Genomic DNA, 19,602 nt, shown 5'->3' on the forward strand with positions numbered 1-19,602 from the left:
GTCTTTTTTTACCAAATTCAGGTTTATCCATCTCAATCTGGTTTAATTATCTTTTAAATCTTCAACAGAGTTGATATCCATGTAAGTTGGAACAACCAGACCTTGTTTAACTCCTGTCATACTGACAGCAATATCTTCAATCTGGTCACCATACGTCTCCCAATAATCCCCGTGTGTAAGCGGGAGCCAAACGGCTGGAGAAGCATCGATATCACCTGCTGCCAAGCCTGCCCACATGGGACCAGCTTCGACTTGTAGGGCTTTGACGGTATAACCCAGATCCGTCTCAAGCACATACTTCATCAGGTTCGTACTCGCAATTTCAGAGTCCCATGCCACATAACCAAGACGTAGATTATCACCACTAACAGGAGTTAACCCGGTAGTCCATTCTTTAATCTGGTCTGGATGTTTTTCAGCATAAGTCTTGGCTGCTTCTTCAGGCGAAACGCCCTTTTGAATGTCAGTCATGATTTCACTCATCTGATCCGCAGTCCAATTAAAGCGAGAGAAGAACTCATAGGCAACGGGATGATCTTCCTTGATTCCCTTACGTCCAACCGTGTGAACTTCCTCTGCATCGCCGAAAATTAAGTCTGGATCGTCCAGATACTTCAGATCATACTGATTGAACATCCAGTGAGGAGTCCAACCCGTAACGATGATGGGCTCTTCATTTTTATAAGCTTTGTCCAGCGACGCCGTCATCGCTGCTCCAGAGCCTTCGATCAGATTCCAATTAGACAATTCGTAATGCTCAATAGCATTTGCAGTAGCCTTCATCAGACCTGCACCTGGATCAATACCAACGATTTGGTGATTCACCTCTTCGCCCACATTAGCACTTGCCGATGGAGTGGAGGAAGAAGTCGCACCTGTCTCCAAATCTGCAATCGAGTTAACTTCAGTCATGTAACTAGGAACCACAAGGCCTGTACGTACACCCGTCATGTTGGCACCCAGATCGTCTACCTGGTCTTTGTAACGTTCCCAGTAGTCAGCGTGTGTCAATGGCAGCCAAGCTGCTGGAGAGGCATCTACGTCACCTGAGGCAACACCCGTCCACATCGGTCCGGCTTCGACTTGCAAAGCGTTAACTTTATAACCCAAGTCGTTTTCCATCACATATTTCAGCAAGTTGGTACTTGCGATTTCGGAATCCCAAGCCACATAGCTCAGTTTGAACGCATCACCGTTCACTGGAGTCAGACCTTTGGTCCACTCAGCGATCTGATCGGCATGTTTTTCGGCATAAGCTTTCGCTGCTTCTTCCGGGGATGTGCCATCCTGGATGGCAGTCATCATTTCACCCATTTCATCGGATGTCCATTGGAAACGGGATAGGAATTCAAACGCAACAGGGTGATCTTCTTTCAGACCTTTACGGGCAATGGTATGAATTTCTTCAGCATCACCGAAAGATTTCTCAGGGTCTTCCAGATATTTTAGATCATATTTGTTAAACATCCAGTGCGGAGTCCAACCTGTAATGATGATTGGGTCTTCATTTTTGATGGCTTTGTCTAATGTAGCAGTCATCGCTGCACCAGAACCTTCAATGAGGGTCCAATCAGTTAGTTTATAGTCTTCGATCGCTTTAGCTGTGGACTTCATGATACCAGCCCCTGGATCGATACCAATAATCTGATAGTTCACTTCTTGACCTACAGCATTGGCTGCTGAATTGTTGCCACCAGCGGAAGTCGTGCCACCAACGAAGTATTGTGAGAAACCAGCTACTAACACAAGGAATGTTGCTGCAGCAGTGATCCATGCTTTTTGCTTCGTTGTAATGCGTGAGGTCTTTTTGCGACCTGGCATAAACAGATTTTGTGTAAAACGGTCCAGCACAATCGCGAGTACAACAACAGCGAGACCGGCTTCGAAACCTTTACCGATTTGCAGCTGTGTTACGGCACGATATACTTCCGCACCAATACCCTGTGCACCGATCATGGATGCAATAACAACCATGGACAGTGACAACATGATCGTCTGGTTAATACCGGACATCACGGTAGGCAAAGCGAGTGGAAGCTGTACTTTGAATAACTTTTGCATGGAAGTTGAACCGAATGCGTCGGCTGCTTCAACCAATTCGCCAGATACTTGTTTGATGCCCAGGTGAGTCAGACGAATCGTTGGTGGAATCGCGAATATAACCGATGCGATAACACCTGGAACGACACCGAGGCTAAAGAATGTAACCGCAGGCAGCAAGTAGACAAATGCAGGCATTGTCTGCATGAAGTCAAGTAGCGGTGTGACGATACGCGCCGCAGTTTTACTGTATGCGAGCCAGATTCCGACAGGCACACCAAGCAGGATCGAAACCAATCCTGAAGTGATAACCAGGCCGAGTGTGTCCATGGATTGGGACCAGTACCCCAAGTTATCTACGAGCAAGAACCCGATAACCGTGAATAGTGTCAGTGGGAGTCGACCTACGAGGAACGCAAGAACACCCAATATCGCAATGAACAGGAGTGGATGTGGCAACATGAACAGCCCGGAGAAGAATCCGACCACTTCCTGAATAACAACAGAGATAACTTTAAACAATCCGGAGAGCGAGGAGCTCATCCAGTCAACGATGGATTCAATCCACGATGCGAGTGGTATTTTGGGAATCATTCACAAGTTCCTCCTTTACTGCAACTTCACCGCTAAGCGCACCCAGCAGGGCACCGCGGACGATAACACCTTGCAGACGGCCATTCTCACCAACAACAGCGAGCGGCACATGGGCAGAACTTACGATCTCGAACAATTCATGAATCAGAGTCTCAGGCGACACCGTCGGCCCGTCCGTGATCAGTATGTCGTTCAATACTTTGTTTTCGCGCATGGCACGAGTTGCATCTTCAGCTGTAATGACACCAAGCAATTTTTTCGAACGGTCAATGACAAACAGGTTGGAAATACCACGTTCGCGCATTAATTCGAGGGCAACACGAGGACCACGGTCAAGCGTAATTGTTTCAGGACGACGCATTACGTGAGATGCTGTAAGGACCTTGGACAGATCCACGTCTTCGACGAAGCGGGCCACATATGAGTTGGCCGGTTGAATCATGATTTCTTCCGGTGTACCGATCTGCACGACTGCGCCGTCTTTCATGAGGGCAATACGATCGCCGATGCGCAGCGCTTCGTCCAAGTCATGGGTAATGAAAATAATGGTTTTTTTCATTTTATCCTGAAGCTCGATCAACTCATCTTGCATATCACGGCGAATCAATGGATCAAGTGCACTGAAGGCTTCATCCATTAGGAGTACTTCCGGGTCATTGGCAAGTGCACGGGCCAAGCCGACACGTTGCTGCATCCCGCCACTGAGTTCATCTGGCATTTTATCTTCCCAGCCTTTAAGGCCAACCAGCTCAAGTGAGGATTTAGCCTTCTCGCGGCGTACTTCCTTATCTACTTTTTGTATTTCCAATCCATACTCCACATTATCAAGAACGGTACGGTGCGGGAATAACGCAAACTTCTGGAAGACCATGCTGATCGTTTTCCGGCGCACTTCGCGCAATTGTTCTTTGTTCATCTTACGTAGATCCTTACCATGGACCAGAATTTCTCCGGATGTTGGTTCAATCAGACGATTGAACATCCGAACCAGTGTGGATTTACCACTCCCGGACAGTCCCATAATAACGAAAATCTCGCCTTCCTTAATGTCCATGTTGACCCGGTTGACACCAACCGTTATCTGTTTTTCTTTGGCCAACTTTTCTTTACCCCAACCTTGCTCCAGTAATTGCAGACCTTGCTCGGTTTGGGGTCCAAACAATTTACTTACGTTTTTCACTTCAAGTATGGTCATGTTTTCACCCCTTCTGATGTGTTGTGCACTTCGAACGGCTTTCAGCATCCATAAGCCCATACACTTATGCGCCCAGCCACGAAATCCGGTAGTTGTTGCTTCGCTTCCCGTCTTTCTGGGTAACGTTTTGTATTCTAACAATACTTACCCCGTATAGCAACCGAATAAACAGTACATAATGTTTGTACAGTAAAAACTGTACAAAGTTTTCCTCCCATATGCTCCGTCGTTCTCCTTATTCTGTCTAATAAGGTTCCTTTACATTTGATATCGCTTTTCCTACAATAGAAAATGAGCTGAATTGAAGCTGAATTTTTTGGTTAAAAGATAGTCATAGGCAAATGTAGCCTGGTAAAGTTCCCATTTTCATACATTGGGTGAAAGAAAGCCCTCTGGCATATAGGATGTCCGGCCGGATGCTTTCCCATGTAAGCAGGACTTTTAAAGTGTTGCAATTATTTTGCCAAGACTGTGGAATGTTCAGAATGGAGGTTGCAAGCATGGGCTTGGACCATTTACAAGAGGAACAGCAGGCAACCGTGCTGAGGATTCGTAAACGCGTGATTGAAGCCATTGGACGTAATATGGATCTTTACGGCGTTACGCTGTCTACGGGACACTTATATGGATTGCTATTTTTTGCAGACAAGCCAATGACCCTTGACGATATGGGACGGGAAATGGAAATGAGCAAAACGAGTATGAGTACAGGTGTACGAACACTGCTGGATTTGAAAATGGTAAACAAAGTATGGAGCAAAGGCTCCAGGAAAGACCTATATGAAGTAGAGTATGACTGGCACCAGACATTTACGGATTATTTTGCGATTAAGTGGAGAAAAGCCGTGGAGAGTAACCTTCAGATTCTACGCAAATCGATTGAAGAACTGAATCGGTTAGTCGAAGATCTGGATGAGCAGGCAGATGCTGAACTTATCCACATTCTGATGGAAGACAAACATAAGGTTTTGCAAGCGGAAGCATACTACAAATGGTTGGATCGGTTGATTGATACCATGGAAGATGAAGAGATATACAAGTTGGTTCCGAAGGAAGAGATCAAGGAACATTCATAATTACATGTAAAGGGCCCTTTCCGTTATAGGAGAGGGCCCTTTGGCTTGTGCAATATCTTATTTAATTATAATGAAGGAAAACGATGGAGAAAATAACTCTGCACACCGGTCACTTCGTAGGAGCTAATATTCATATCTAATGTCCGATCAGTCCTGCCTGAGGAAAGACAACAGACTGCTGATCAATCTGCTCCAGTTCGTTCAGAATCTGCAACTGGCCCACCGGGTTCCAGCACAAGAGATGCCAATTTGAGATATCATGAACGTTACCATGCAGCACGGCAGGTGATCGATGCCATGATGCCGTTTGTTTCATGCGTCGGAATACCTTTTCACTAGCAGGCTGAAGCGAAGTACGATGGATCAACAGATAATCTGTGTCCAGCACAGGGATATTATCCGCAACATACTCATTTCTGGAACTTTCGGGAGACACAAGCTGGGCAGGATGGAGTCCCAATTCAACATACAACAAGCGATTTAATGGATGCTCGCCAGTCCCCTGTAATCGAATGAATTGATTCGTAATTTCCATCAGTGCCAAGCGTTTTTGTCCGAAATAAGATTGGAGGTTCAGTCCTGCTTCAAGCTTGCGGAACGCAAGTTCCTTGAAATTCAGCAACGCTTGCTTCTCGCGTCCGACCAGTTCGGCTATGCGAATATGGTTCTCTTTCCAGTCGTCAGTGGACTCCAAAATGATGGTGGGTGCAATACTTTTCAGGCGATCATAATAAGGCTTATGGTAAAAATCACCGATGATCAAGTCTGGCTTCGCCTGCCGAAGTTGATCGAATTGTCTGGTTAATCGGCGTTCTTGTTCATATTCATCCGATTCTCGGTCAAGAACTCCTTCCAGCACAGCTACAGGGCGCAGTCCAAGCGAAGCCAGATTCTCGTGGAATCCCATGATGGATGCCGTAGCTACGCGAAGCTGATCTCTTTTCATATATACGCTGGGAGCAATGCCCAAGGTTTGTTTGAATTTGCGGCTAAAATAATACTCATTGCCATACCCGACAGATATCGCGACGTCTTTGAGGACACAAGATTCCTCTGTCAGCTGTTTTTTGGCTTCGTCTATACGTAAACGGTTCAGATAATCGGTCGGCGACATACCCTTGGCTTTCTTGAAACTGCGAGAATAGGAGCTGGGTGTGAGTCCAGCAATCTTGGCAAGCTGATCCATGCTGATTCCTTCACTCATGTAACGTCGCATATACATAATACTGCGCTCCAAGGCAGGGTCCACTTTCTCATGATTGGCTTCCAGCCGGTTCTCTGAGAGAAACTGCAGCAGTTCATGCAGCTGGCTATGTATACTGATAAAGTGATCCGGTTGAAGACCGCGATAGGTTTCATACAGTTGTTCCAAACGTAATAAAGCCTGCTGCTCATGACGAACCAGCAACCTGCCTGTCTGCCAATCCAGCGGGAAGGCGGGTGAAGAGGTCATTTTCCATTCGCCGCGCACTTGCTGCAAACGAACCGTATCCATGCTTAGCAATATAAATTCGGTCACTTTCGAGCGTGCAGCGGCCTCGATGGTTGTACCTGACTTCAACACGAACAAGCTGCCCGCTTGCGCCGTATAGACTGTATCATTCAGGACCAGAACACCGTCTCCTTGCAAAATAAGACAGAGCATGGGCCGGGACACCGTCTTGCCTTGCACACGGAAATTCTCCCCACGACGCACACGGCACATGGAGGAGAGGAGCGGTAGAGATGAGGTTTCAGCAATGAAGGGAAACTGTTCAGTCATACGGACCATCCTTTTGTCTTATTTTCTTAATGATAACAATTATCATTCTCATATGGAAGATGTTTTTGAAAAATAGTTTTCGACAACCAAAAAAGGACTACCAAGAGCCCGTATGGCTGCAAGGTAATCCTTTTTGTTATGGACAAGTCCGATGAATAGGCACGCCTGAATCAACAGGATATGTTAGTACGGTGTCACCAATAGAATATTGTCGAGGAAAACGTCACTCATTACTTTTTTCCCTGTTCCACCCGTTTGCACGTGATACAAGCGATACTGATCTTTGGCATTGATGTAGAACAGGCCGGCAACATCATCTCTGATATGGAATGCATCCCATTCGTCACCTGTAAGTTTAGTTACCTTGAGAGCTGTATTGACCGAATAGAGACCGTTGTTGCCCGAGATGTATGCAGCCGTAGCTGTACCATTGGTCAATTGATTTGCAACATACGTTACATTGTTCAGGTTCAGGTTGGCGGACTTGGTCACTTTGTTGCCGGATACCGTTTTGGCATAAGCCTTCTTGTCTGCATCAATAAGGACAACCTTGTCTGTACCTAAGGCACTTACTTCCCGGATGCTTTTGTTATGAAGCTGAAGCGTTTTGGCTGAAGTTGTTAACGCGAACGCTTTGCCTTTGGCATAGTTGTAATCCTTATTGCTGTCGAGATCGATTCCCTTGTTATACACGTAGAGATTGTTACCCCAACCACCGGAATATACTGCATTCACATCCAGTTTGGCTTTGGGATTAACTGCAGTTGCCTTGCCAGTGTTGTAATTCACCTTATACATGACAACAGCATTGGTGGAATAGAAGTCCTCGTAGGGGTCTGTATTCACCATCAGTTGCAGTTCGTTTTTGGCTTGATTCGTAAAATAACGTCCTTCCACTGCGCCTGCGGCAATCCGCTGCACAGCTCCACTTCCGTTGGACGTTTTGGATACGATCCACGTGTTTCCATTAACCAGTGCATTATAGTAAGCACGCCCTTTGGCTACAAGGAGAAATGGAAAATCGGTATCGGCTTTGTCAGCAATCTTGGAGACAGTTGAAGCGTCACTATTGCCATTAGCGCGATAAATGGTACCTGTAGCATCCAGATAATAGATGAATCCGTTATCCGTGTAATAGCTCAGTACATCTGTAGCAAATGTTTCTGCCGCATCGCTGGACCCGTCATTCGGAACTCGAAGCAATGTTGTGGAAGAAGCGGTCTGAGTGTAGTAAAGATAAGAGCCTGCTGCGTGCAAGTCCACCCCTTGGAAATCAATTAATACTTCTGTCGTATTGCTGCCATCAGCGGATACTTTGTACAAGACGCCATCGGACTCATAATACACTGTGGATTGACTGAGTGAAGCTGCTTGGGCTGCGGTTCCGCCTCCCAATGTTACTGCTGCAATGAGTGTAAATAACAGTAATGTACAGATGGTGCGTTGTACGTATGTATACCCTGTCTTCATTCTTTCATCGTCCCCTTCGTTCTATATGTATGTAATTAACGCCTTATGTTATATCGGTAAACTATGGAAGATATGTTAGATCTCGAACATGAAAAAAAGAAGAGAATGAAATTGAATTTCATACATTTTCAAACCTGAAATCGAATTGCGCATGATGCTGCCAATCCCGCCCCAAAGCATTCTCCGCCTGACTTGATCGTGATAACATTACACTCAACCAGAGCAGAGGAGTGAGCGATCATGATATTGAATATGGCGATCATCGGATTTGGGAACGCAGTGGTGAACTATCATTTGCCTTATCTGGACAAGAAAGAAAACATCAAGGTGAAGACGATATACCGTCGGGAGGAAGATCGGGTTGGCGATACAGAGCGTGAATCACTCTATCCCGAGATTACTTTTTCGACGAATATCGAAGACATATTGCAAGATGATGAGATTGAATTGATTGTTGTTGCCACCCATGTGGATAGCCATGTGGAGTACGCCAGGCTGGCATTGGAACACGGGAAACATGTGCTGGTGGAGAAACCTTTTGCCTCTACTTCTGCGGAAGCCAAAGATATCTTTGAACTAGCCAATCGTAAACATCTCATCGCCATGGCGAATCAAAATCGCAGATTTGATGGTGACTTTCTGACATTGAGAAAAGTGATTGAGAGCGGCAAACTGGGGAATATTGTTGAAATCCAGTCCCACTATGACTATTTTCACCCACAGTATGCCAGAAGCGGATTTGGGTTGCTGCATGGTTTGGCCGTGCATACCATCGATCAGTTAATCTCCATTTATGGTGTAGCCGACCGAATTGATTATGATGTTCGGAGTTTGATCGCGCCGGGTGAATCCGATGATTATATCGATATTGATTTTCGTTATGGACGAATGAAGGCTACGATTAAGTGCAGCCTGCTTGTGAAGATCGAGCATCCGAAATTCATTGTACACGGGGATCGGGGAAGCTTCGTTAAATATAGCAGTGGGCACCAAACGAAAAGTGGAGATGGACGAACCAAGGTATCCATTGAAGCTGAATCAGAGGATAACTGGGGTACGATTAGTTATGTGGACGATGAGGGAACATCACATACGGAGAAAGTTCCTTCGGAAGCAACGGACTATGGCATTTTATATGATCGACTGCTTCATGCCATTCGACATAACGGTGATAAACCGGTCTCGGATGATGAGGTTTTATATGTATTGGATATTTTACATGACGGAATCGAAGCGGCGAAGAAAGCCAACTGACAAATCAACGACAGGAGCGAAACAATATGATGAATATAGCAACGATTGGTACAGGGTCCATTGTGGATGCCATTTTGTCCGCGATAAATGAACTGGAAGATGTTACTTGTACAGCGATGTACTCCCGGAAGAAAGAAACAGCACAGGAGCTTGCGGGTAAATATGGGGTAAGTACAATCTATACAGACCTGGAATCCCTATTTTCAGATGCGAATGTAGATCTCGTATATATTGCTTCACCGAACAGCATGCATTACGAACAGGCCTATCAGGCACTACAACATGGCAAGCATGTCGTATGTGAAAAACCGTTCACATCCACGCTTCAGGAAGCAGAGACGCTGATTGCACTTGCGAAAGAAAAGAATCTGTTGCTGTTTGAAGCCATCTCCAACATTCATCTGCCCAATATTAAAGTCATACAGGAGAAACTACCGAAGCTTGGTCCGATCAAACTCATCCAGTGTAACTACAGTCAATACTCGCGCAAATACAATGATCTGCTTGCAGGGCAAACACCGAATGTATTTAATCCACAATTCTCTGGTGGAGCGCTGATGGATATCAATATTTATAATCTTCATTTGGTTATGAATTTGTTCGGTAGTCCGAATGCCGTATCGTATACTGCCAACCAGCATGCAAAGGGCATTGATACGTCAGGAGTTGTGGTTCTCAAATATCCGGAATTTATTGCGGAGTGTGTAGGTGCCAAAGACACGAGCAGCATGAACTTTGTACTCATTCAGGGCGAGAAAGGTTATCTTCAGATTGTGGGAGGAGCAAACGGTTGCCGGGAGATCAAGCTTCAGATCGGGAATGAGCCTGCTGAGGAGTATAATGCGCAGACCAAATCCAATTGGCTGTACTATGAGTGGGAAGCGTTCAGGGACATCCATGCAAGTGGTGACCACAAACGGTGTTACGAACTGCTCGAACACAGCCAATCTGTGATGAGTGTACTCATGAGTGCGCGTAAGGATGCCGGGATTATATTTGCAGCGGACCAGCTTTAATCGTTAATACGTATCGCTAATGCTGCTCATGTACAACATGTCGAAAATATAAAGTACCGAGACCATTGAAGACATTTTGGACAGTCTTAACTGTTCATTGTATCCATAAGCCAGCAGCGTTTCATCACAATGTCTGGACAGCGTTGAATGGTTGTTGCCCGTAACCGCGATGACTTTCATCTGTTTGTTGCTGAGCACTTTGGCAGCTTCAATCATGGATTGATTCTCACCTGTGTGCGAGATAACAAAAGACAGCGTCAGGCTGTTGGGATTCATCGTGTTCAAGTAATGCATGTTGGGACTATTGTGAGCAATCGCAGATATGCCGAGTTCATTCCACTTGGCACAAGCCTGTTGAGCCAGATAATAATTCATATCACTGCCATAGATATCGATACGTCCGGATTCTTTGACCCAGTTAGCGATTCGTAGCAAAACAGGAGCATTTAACATCCGGCGCGTATCATCCAGCGCCTGCTGATACAGGTAAGGAACCGAGTCGATGGCAGCCAGCACGTTGCCTTGTTCTGCAATTGCATGATCCTGCGTCTGCAACGCGGAAGGTATCTGTTGGTATTCAAGAGCAAGCTTGAGCTGAAAGTCTGGGTACCCTTTGGTACCCAGCTTTTTGCATAGGCGAACAATGGTAGATGAGCTTGTATAGGTCTGCTGAGCCAGTTCATGGGCTGTAGAATCAAATACAACTTCGGGGTTGTTCAGGATATAGTTCACAATATGCTTCTCCTGTGCCGTTAATTGGGAAGCATATTTTAATTTTTGAAGTAGTTTGGATTCCATGCTGTTCTTCCATTCCTCTCTATAATCATCCCAATATACATGTCTCCACATCATAACCTGCGTTTGTTTATTTCTCAATCTGTTGAATTTCCTCGCTAAACTCCACATCATTCAGATCTGACTTTTTCACTTTAGTTGACGACTATTCCATAGCGTAACTAGACGAAGCAGAACCAAACTTCAAAGGCATGACGAAAAAAAATGTATCTCTCCGTCAATAGTCCCGGATGGAGGGTGCGCACTTCCCATCAATTCTACTTCAAATCGGGTCTAAGGTTTGTTTTCACTATGGCCTGTACGATGTATCCTTATTTTAAGGGTAGAACATCCGTTTCATTGCTCTTCATAACGTGGTAATGAAAGATAAGGCCTTCCGTCTCATGAATGTCTGAAATATTCATCTAACGCCGGTCTTGGTTATCCAAGGCCGGCTTGACGTGATATTTTGGCGTACCTGTCACGGGAATGTCTGTTTTTAACGATTACATAATAAATTCGTCTAACACATCCATATGAATACATCGTATGGGTACATATTGTGTTTGGACGTAGAGGAAGGTGAGTGAGTCATGACAGCATCTAATGAATATCGTTTTCAAGTGAACCTGAGTGGTATGATCCAGATATTATCCAACCATCTATATAGCAGTCCGAAAGTGTTCTTGCGCGAGCTGATGCAGAATGCGACTGATGCGATTACCGCAAGAACGGAGGCGGAGCCAGGATATCAGGGTGAAGTGCGTGTTGAACTGACAGGAACCGGGGAGCAACTGACCATGATGGTGGAGGACAACGGCATCGGCTTGACTGAAGCTGATATCCATGAATTCCTGGCCATGATTGGACAATCCTCGAAACGGGGGCAGCAAGCGCTGCTGGACGGAGAGACTTCATTTATCGGACGTTTCGGGATCGGGTTGTTATCCTGTTTCATGGTGAGTCATGAAATTGTCATGCTGACGCAATCCGCGAAGGGCGGACCTTCAATGGAGTGGCGGGGCAAGCCGGATGGCACCTATACGATTCGGCAGTTGGACACACAGCTGTCCCCAGGCACCAAAGTATATCTGCGCTGCACACCAGACGCGGTTCACTACTTTGAAGCGGATTATGTGAAAGAGGCCTTGTTCTATTACGGAGCGTTATTGCCGTATCCGGTCACGCTGCATCATGAAGGTGTGCAACATGTGGTGAATAGCGAGACGCCGATCTGGCTGATGGACCCTGCACTCGCACGTTCACGCAGAGCAGAGGTATTGGCTTTTGGTGAACGTCTGCTTGGGGAGAAGTTCCAGGACTTCATTCCATTGACGACCGCTTCAGGCCGTACCGGAGGTATTGCTTTTGTACTGCCACACGCAGTTAATCTGAATGCCAAGCGTTCTCACCGGGTGTATCTGAAGCGAATGCTGATTTCCGAGAAAGCAGAGAACATTTTGCCAGAGTGGGCTTTCTTCGTGAAATGTCTAATTTGGACAGATGAGCTTCAACCGACGGCTTCACGAGAACATTTTTATGAAAATGAAAAACTGGAGGAAGTTCGCTCCGAACTCGGAGACGCACTTCGCAAGGGACTGGTCGACATGGCCGAGAGCCAGACGGAACGTCTACAGAAGCTAATTCGTCTGCATGCCCTGTCCATGAAGGCACTTGCTGTTCAGGATCAAGCATTCTTCGCGATGATTCACCGCTGGCTGCCATTTGAGAGCACCAGAGGACACCGGGAGCTGGGTGAGCTGATCGATGAAGGAGAGACATTGTATTTCACGTCCTCTGTCGATGAGTACCGTCAGATTCATCATGTGGCATCGGCACAATCGATGCTGGTTATTAACGGTGGCTACATCTATGACAGTGAGTTGATGGCGACACTGCCGATGGCTGTGCACAATGTACGCACGGAACGGCTAGAGCCGGATCAGGTCTCGATGAGCTTCACGGATGTGCCACCGGCTGAGCGTAATCAGTATTATGATGCGTTGCGACTCGCCGATTCTGCTCTGCAGCGCTTCCGTTGTCGAGCAGAGGTGAAAGGTTTCAAGCCGTCGGATCTGCCGGTGTTGTTCACTCTTTCGCAGGAATCCTCAACACTCCGTGCGCTGGAAAAAGCAAGCGAAGAGAGCACGGAATTGTTCTCATCCATCCTGGGCTCCTTATCCTCTGGAATCAGTTCGGCGGGATATTCAACCTTGTACCTGAATGTGAACAATCCGATTATTGAGCGTGTGCTAACGTCACCGGATGACCAAATGACGCCGATTGCCATTGAGATGTTGTATGTTAATGCATTGATGATGGGTCATTATGCGATGAACCGGCAGGAGTTGGAAGTGCTGAATCAGGGCATCGTTCGTTTTATTGATTGGGGTTTGCGTGCAAATACAGATCGTAAGGGGGATGCCTGATGAAGACAGAGATGGATTTTGAGGAATTGATGGACGAGGCTTACGGCTTGCCTAATGGTCCGGCGAAGCTGGGTATGCTGGAGGAAGTAGCAAGAGTTGCCGATGTGAACGGCATGGAAGAAGAAGCATATGAAGCAAGATCGGAGATTGTGGAGACAGCAACATTCTGCGGTTATCCGATGAAGGCACTGATTGCTTTTTCCTGGCAGCTGGGCAAGTTCGACCAACAGCCAGAAGAATATGATGAAGAAACGTTAATGTGGTCGTATAAATGGATTCTAGGCAAACTATCCAGTTTCCCGGAAGTATCACGCGATAAAATAATGGAGCTGCTTGAGGACTTCGGACAGCGTTTCAAGTCATTTGGCTACAGCGAACGTTCGTATTGGTACTATCGATTCCGCATCTCTATGGATCTTGGGGAGCTGGAGGAGGCAGGAAGCAGTTATGCCAAGTTCAGAACGATGGATCGAGACTTTATGAGTGACTGTGAAGCCTGTGAACAGGATGAGATGATGCGTTATTTTATCCTTACTGGTGACGACGAGAAGGTGCTTGAAATGGCAAAACCTATCTTGAAAGGCCGGATGAGCTGCGCGGAGATTCCGCATCTTACGTTGTCGGAGATCTTGATGCCACTCTACCGTTTGGGGCGGACTGCGGAAGCAGACAAGCATCAGCAAAAGGGCTACCGGTTGATCAAGGGTCAAAATGATTTTGTGAGAAGCTTTGCTGAGCAGATGGATTATCTTGCACGTACCAATCCGGCGAAGGGGATTGATGTGCTGGAAGAAAGTCTGGTGTTTGCGATGGCTAATGAAGATCCATTTGCCAAAATGTTGTTCTACGCCAGAACGGCACCATTGTTACGCCGCTGGGCGGACGAATCCCCGGAATACCGATTACGTCTGCCTGCGTCCTTCCCGTATGAAGGAGATCCAGGAGATTTGCGTAAACTGGCGGATTATTTTGCGGGATATGCCCAAACAGCGGCGGACAAGTACGACCAGCGTAATGGCAATCGTCATGTCTCTTCATTGCTCGGATAGGAACTGATATAACCCCGTAATAGATAGAATTGTAAGTTATGAAAAGTAAAGAAACAGGCTTGTTCGAGAAGGATTTTACCCTTCCGAACAAGCCTGTTTGTCATACATCATGAGGATGATAGATCTAATCGGTTTGAAGATGTTTTATTTTTATTGTGCTGGTGCTGCAGAAGGGACTGTCGCTGGTACAGGAACCGGCGCAGTTTCAGATGTCTCATCTGCAGGCTCGGCTCCTTCAGCAGGTTCTGCTTGTGGTTGCTGAGCCGCCATCAGTTCAGCGACGATTTGATCAGTTGGTTGTGTGAGCAGTGCATACATAATCGCAGCCTCTTCCTGACGAATCAGAGGTTTGCGGGAAAGGAAATCAACAGAACCATCCTCCAGTACCTTCACCTCAGGTCCGTGGATACCGAGCGTATACATCATCTGAATGGCTGGTACAGCCCATTCATCTGTGTGCCCCGCAAGTTTCACATCATTGAACAGTTCGCTAGGATATTGCAGTTGCATAACTCTCCACATCATGACCATGGCTTCCTGTCGGATAATCACTTGATCTGGCTTAAACTGCTGTTCGTCCGTGCCAGTAATCATACCTAGTTCATATCCAAGTTGAATATATCCGGCTGCCGCATGGTCTGCCCAGTCGGTGCCAGCAGGAGGCGTCGTTTTGCTGGGTTTCAATCCACTCAGTTTAAGCGTGTTCTCAATAAATTCAGCTCGTGTCACAGCTGATTTTGGTTGGAAAGACTTGCTAGCATCATTCTCATAATATCCAAGAGATTGTATGGCATAGATTGCTTCAGCATAAGGACTGTTCTCACGAACATCCCGGAAGCCCATAGGTTTTTGTCCTTTTTTCTCATAGCCCATAGGGTTGAGGTAAGGTTCTTTCATGTATGTGGTGCCATCTGCATATTCTTTGAATGCTGTGAATTGACCAGTCAATTCATCCTTGAAGAGATTATCTTCCACTTGAATCAGGTTGCGTTGACCCAGGAATACATCGTTAATACTCAGTTGTCCTGGCTTATCCCCGCCACCTTTCAAGGAACTTACAATCGTGCTAAGTCGAAGATCCGCGTACAATCCGGTAAAGCGTTGCAGCTCAGCTGCGGATTGCGGCGTGTATTCCTTGAACTGTACAGGCTCTGCATATTGTGGGAAGAAATTTTGTATGAATGCCGGGTAGAACAGATTACGAAGTGCTCCATTCTGATTATACGTCAGGAAGACGCCTGTATTTTGCTCAGGAATAAGGAAGAGATAAGAGCTGAATCCAGTCAGGTCGCCTGCTTTCGTAATAATTTTTGGACTACTTCCTGCACCTGGAAGCTGAAATGCAGCTTCGAATCCATACGTGGTGTTCGGTAACAGGGGATGAATGGAGGAACGGTATTGTTCCATGCTTTTCACTGTGGATTCCTTGAGAATCCGCTCGTTGTCCTTCACGCCATCATTCAGGAACGCAATCATGAATTTCCCGATGTCCTCTGCGGTAGACAGCATGCCGCCTTGAGGCATTGGCGTTGGAGCGATGGTGTACAGATCCAGCGGGTTGTGTGTCGCATCATAGCCTGTAGCTAGTTGCTTTTGGAACTTTTCGTCCAGCATGAAGCTGCTGTTATCCATGCCTAGCGGTTTGAAGATATGTTGTTGCATATAAGATTCAAAGGGCTCACCGCTTACGTTCTCGACAATCATGCCGAGTAGCAAAAACGAGAAGTTATCGTACATGTAGGCACTACCAGGCTCTCGAACGACAGGAGGCATATGCTGCTGTGCGTAATCCTCCATCGCTATGTACTTGTCGAAATCAGTATGGATGTCTTCCTGCTGTGGATCACGAATCTCGAATCCGGTCGTGTGTGTGAGCAGGTTCTCCACAGTAACAGGTTTGTCAAAAGGATTATCGAATTCGAGTCCTTTCACATAGGTCTGAAAATCAGCTTGCAGATCAACCTTGCCTTGCTCCACCAGCTGCATTACAGCTGCTGACGTGAACGTTTTGGAGACAGAGGCTACACGGAAAGCGGTTTTTTTCGGATCGATAGCTGTTTTGCTCTCCACATCGGAGAAACCATATCCTTTTTCCGCCAGAACTTTGCCATCCTTCACAACAACAACGGAAGCTCCAACATAATGGGCCTCTGCCTCAGGTGAATCGAAGAATGAATCCAGAAAAGCTGCAGCCGATTCGGTTGTCAGCGCTTTCGTCTTTCCTTGCTCAGCAGCTACTGGAGTCGGGGTATCCGCCTGAACCGCGGGTACCCACAGACTGAGTGACAGAACCACAGCCATGAAGGCTCCAGTTAGGGAGGTGAACCTGAAGCGGGTGTTTCGTTTGGATAAATGCATGCAAACACTCCTTTATGAAAATATTTACAAAATAGTTACTCACCCATGTATTACTGATTACTCGCACGATAGGTTTCACGATAATAGATTCCGATGTTGGCAATCCAGATAATAGAGAGCATAACGATTGGGAATGGAGCGAAGGTAAATAGAACCGAATACAGCACCATGGACAACATGCCGACACCGAGCAACAGGTTCATCATTTGGAAAGAACGATAGGCTGCGCGATACACGATCCATTTCTCACCTTCATCGAGTTTCTCGAAATGATCTTTCTTCATATTGCGCGAGTTGAGATCCAGTGCACGATCAGGGAAATAACGGTTATATCTTTTGAGCGTCAGACTTTGCAGGATCACAACGAGGAAAATGGAGATACATGCACCAATGAGATTCACGAGGTTAAACAGTTCTGGGAAATTCGGCATGTTTCTGTTGGATGCGTACAAGGACAAGGCCAGTGCTGCCCAGGTAAACGCAACAATAACACTGAATCCGCTGAGGATCATCGCTTTTCCAAGGGAACGCTCCGCGGGTGAGATTAGTGAATCAGACTCTCCATAAGTATCTTCCTCCATCGGAGGAACAGATGGCGTGCGGGAGAGACTGAATATGTTCCACAACATCATAACCACCAACGAAGCAGCCAGTACTGCAAATAAAAGATCATAGTCATAGTACACGGACAGCGTCCAGTTCAGGTCAGAAGGGACTTTACGGACCCCGCTAGCTCCGATAAAACCAACTACAGCGCCACCTGCTGCATACAAGGGAAGACGCAACCGCTTCTTAATGGATGAGGATGATGAACTTTTCAATCTAATCTCCACCTTTCAATTCAAAGATTTTTTCGACGGGTTCACGAAAGACGTGGGCTATTTTTAATGCCAGGACGACTGATGGGGAGTAATCCCCACGTTCAATCAAAGCAATGGTTTGACGGGATGCGCCGATGAGTTTGGCTAGTTCCGTTTGTGACAGTCGGTCTCTGGCCCGTAACTCCCGAACGTGATTGTGCAATTCTTCCACTTGCTCACCTCCATGAACCTAATGTACATGATATTTGTCTAAATGTAAACTATAATATACAAAATGTTTATGATAATTTACTTTAATGTGATGATAATGGGCATAAAAAAGAGAGCCTGCCGGGCTCCCTTACATGATTGTTTTGTTGCAGGAAAAGTGAAATCAAGATGCATCTGCACACGGCAGATGTTCATTCTGTTCCTCTGGCTTTCGAAGTAACATTCGGAAAAAGACGAGCGCTCCAAGCCCCATGAGTACATATAGACCAGCCATCGCATATGAAGGCAGAAAGGCTCCTATGGTTAACCCGAGACTTCCGAGGAGGGCAGCCACGTTATAGCTCAACCCGTCAGCGGCCATGTAGGCAGCACGGTCCGAATCGGGAATCATACCCGCGAGCATGACCTGACGAACAGGGGCGTACATCAATTCTCCAATGGTAAGCAGTATAGCGGATAAGATGAGTAACCAGGCCCAGTTGCTAAAAGCGAGTGCGGTGAAACCTGCGGTATAGAGGAGCATACCGACAGTCATGATAGATCGGGACGGGAAGCGACCGATCCATCTGGAGAACGGAATGGCAACCAAGGCGACCATTACAGTGTTGATGACCATGATCAGGCTGAACATATGTAGACCTGAGATATCTGAACCGAACAGTTGGGCGGTGAATTCATTTTTTAGACGAACAGCGATGTATTTATCCAACTGAAATTCCAGGGAGACCGCAAGTACAGTGGCTGTAAAAAATATCATGAAACGTTTGTCTTGAAAGACCGCCCAGTACGTTTTCAGTATGTTCCTCTGGATGGGAGCATTGGCTTCCATTAGTCTGTTGGATGGATCGGAATCCTTGGATTGACCGGTAACACTGTACGTGCGTTTATCTATTGTTTCTTGAATCATAAAGACCAAAATAAATAGGGTAGCCATACTTTCTAGACATACCAGACTAAACAACAGAAAACGAAATGACTCGAAAAATAGTCCGCCCATCAGTGCGCCAAAGGTTACAGCTACGTTGGTTGTCCAATATTGCAACCCATATACATAATGACGTTCATGTTCACTGCTTACATCAACAATCATGGCATTAGCAATAGGGACGGTGATCCCTGAACTGAGGCTGCTGAGCAGAAACATGAGACAAGTGACAATGATCGAATCCATCCACGGCGAGTTTGCAATGGCCAAGCAGAGTAGAGCCACTACCTGCAGTATTTGTGCAATCACCATTAATTTCTTCCGCCCAATTCGATCCGACCAATATCCTGCCCACAATCCCACGATCATGGATGCCACAATATTGACCGTCAGCAATAAGCCCGCCAAACCTGCGCCAATCTGAACACTCAGATAGATTGCCATGAATGGAATGATGGACTTCTGGGTTAGATCGGTGAAAAAATCAGTAATGATGCGTATCCTGATGTTCGGGTGCAAATCGGCGTATTTCATAAGTCGTTCTTCTTCCTTCCCGCTGGTCATGTTGATGTTACTGAGTATAATGGAGGAAAACCTGAAGAAAAACTGTAGAAGCAACCGAATGGATT

General features: G+C 46.3%; 14 protein-coding genes. 5 read left to right on the forward strand and 9 right to left on the reverse strand.

All coding sequences use genetic code 11. The annotated features are described in order from the left end of the window. Positions 1–42: 42 nt before the first annotated feature. Both PAHA3_RS01115 and PAHA3_RS01120 read right to left on the reverse strand, forming a co-directional pair. On the reverse strand, positions 43–2,634 hold the full coding sequence (locus PAHA3_RS01115) for a glycine betaine ABC transporter substrate-binding protein (protein WP_062833091.1): 2,592 nt from the start codon (positions 2,632–2,634) through the stop codon (positions 43–45). Next, positions 2,600–3,829 (reverse strand): quaternary amine ABC transporter ATP-binding protein, encoded by a 1,230-nt coding sequence (locus tag PAHA3_RS01120; RefSeq protein WP_062833092.1) that lies wholly within the window; start codon positions 3,827–3,829, stop codon positions 2,600–2,602. Before PAHA3_RS01120 ends, PAHA3_RS01115 begins: the two co-directional genes overlap by 35 nt. A 500-nt stretch (positions 3,830–4,329) precedes the next feature. Between PAHA3_RS01120 and PAHA3_RS01125 the strand changes: the two genes are divergently transcribed. Then, positions 4,330–4,905, forward strand: coding sequence for a GbsR/MarR family transcriptional regulator (locus tag PAHA3_RS01125; RefSeq protein ID WP_062833093.1), 576 nt, complete (start codon positions 4,330–4,332; stop codon positions 4,903–4,905). A gap of 136 nt (positions 4,906–5,041) precedes the next feature. Here PAHA3_RS01125 and PAHA3_RS01130 read toward each other — a convergent pair whose 3' ends face one another. Both PAHA3_RS01130 and PAHA3_RS01135 read right to left on the reverse strand, forming a co-directional pair. Further along, positions 5,042–6,667 (reverse strand): helix-turn-helix domain-containing protein, encoded by a 1,626-nt coding sequence (locus tag PAHA3_RS01130; protein ID WP_062833094.1) that lies wholly within the window; start codon positions 6,665–6,667, stop codon positions 5,042–5,044. A 183-nt stretch (positions 6,668–6,850) separates the two neighbouring features. After that, a complete protein-coding gene (locus PAHA3_RS01135; protein WP_062833095.1) occupies positions 6,851–8,137 on the reverse strand; it encodes a hypothetical protein in 1,287 nt (428 codons plus the stop codon). A 240-nt stretch (positions 8,138–8,377) separates the two neighbouring features. On the opposite strand from PAHA3_RS01135, the gene PAHA3_RS01140 reads away from it, so the two are divergent. Further along, entirely contained in the window at positions 8,378–9,391 is a 1,014-nt protein-coding gene (locus tag PAHA3_RS01140; protein WP_235599347.1) for a Gfo/Idh/MocA family oxidoreductase, read from the forward strand. Positions 9,392–9,420: 29 nt separating this feature from the next. After that, positions 9,421–10,407, forward strand: coding sequence for a Gfo/Idh/MocA family protein (locus PAHA3_RS01145; protein ID WP_062835925.1), 987 nt, complete (start codon positions 9,421–9,423; stop codon positions 10,405–10,407). A 3-nt stretch (positions 10,408–10,410) separates the two neighbouring features. Here PAHA3_RS01145 and PAHA3_RS01150 read toward each other — a convergent pair whose 3' ends face one another. Further along, complete coding sequence (locus tag PAHA3_RS01150) at positions 10,411–11,256, reverse strand: MurR/RpiR family transcriptional regulator (protein WP_082762844.1); 846 nt, start codon at positions 11,254–11,256, stop codon at positions 10,411–10,413. 518 nt (positions 11,257–11,774) lie between these two features. On the opposite strand from PAHA3_RS01150, the gene PAHA3_RS01155 reads away from it, so the two are divergent. Continuing rightward, positions 11,775–13,610 (forward strand): HSP90 family protein, encoded by a 1,836-nt coding sequence (locus tag PAHA3_RS01155; RefSeq protein ID WP_062833096.1) that lies wholly within the window; start codon positions 11,775–11,777, stop codon positions 13,608–13,610. Next, complete coding sequence (locus tag PAHA3_RS01160; protein WP_062833097.1) at positions 13,610–14,659, forward strand: hypothetical protein; 1,050 nt, start codon at positions 13,610–13,612, stop codon at positions 14,657–14,659. Before PAHA3_RS01155 ends, PAHA3_RS01160 begins: the two co-directional genes overlap by 1 nt. 150 nt (positions 14,660–14,809) lie before the next feature. Here the strand turns inward: PAHA3_RS01160 and PAHA3_RS01165 are convergent, their stop codons facing one another. From PAHA3_RS01165 to PAHA3_RS01180, 4 genes are all read right to left on the reverse strand, one after another. Next, positions 14,810–17,017, reverse strand: a complete 2,208-nt coding sequence (locus PAHA3_RS01165; protein ID WP_062833098.1) for a serine hydrolase — start codon at positions 17,015–17,017, stop codon at positions 14,810–14,812. Positions 17,018–17,067: 50 nt separating this feature from the next. Beyond that, positions 17,068–17,838 (reverse strand): DUF3169 family protein, encoded by a 771-nt coding sequence (locus PAHA3_RS01170; protein ID WP_062833099.1) that lies wholly within the window; start codon positions 17,836–17,838, stop codon positions 17,068–17,070. Position 17,839: 1 nt separating this feature from the next. After that, entirely contained in the window at positions 17,840–18,049 is a 210-nt protein-coding gene (locus tag PAHA3_RS01175; RefSeq protein WP_062833100.1) for a helix-turn-helix transcriptional regulator, read from the reverse strand. Between the two features lie 162 nt (positions 18,050–18,211). Beyond that, a complete protein-coding gene (locus PAHA3_RS01180) occupies positions 18,212–19,507 on the reverse strand; it encodes an MFS transporter (protein WP_062833101.1) in 1,296 nt (431 codons plus the stop codon). Positions 19,508–19,602 lie beyond the last annotated feature (95 nt).

Source organism: Paenibacillus amylolyticus (assembly GCF_001570725.1).
Taxonomy (GTDB): domain Bacteria; phylum Bacillota; class Bacilli; order Paenibacillales; family Paenibacillaceae; genus Paenibacillus; species Paenibacillus amylolyticus_A.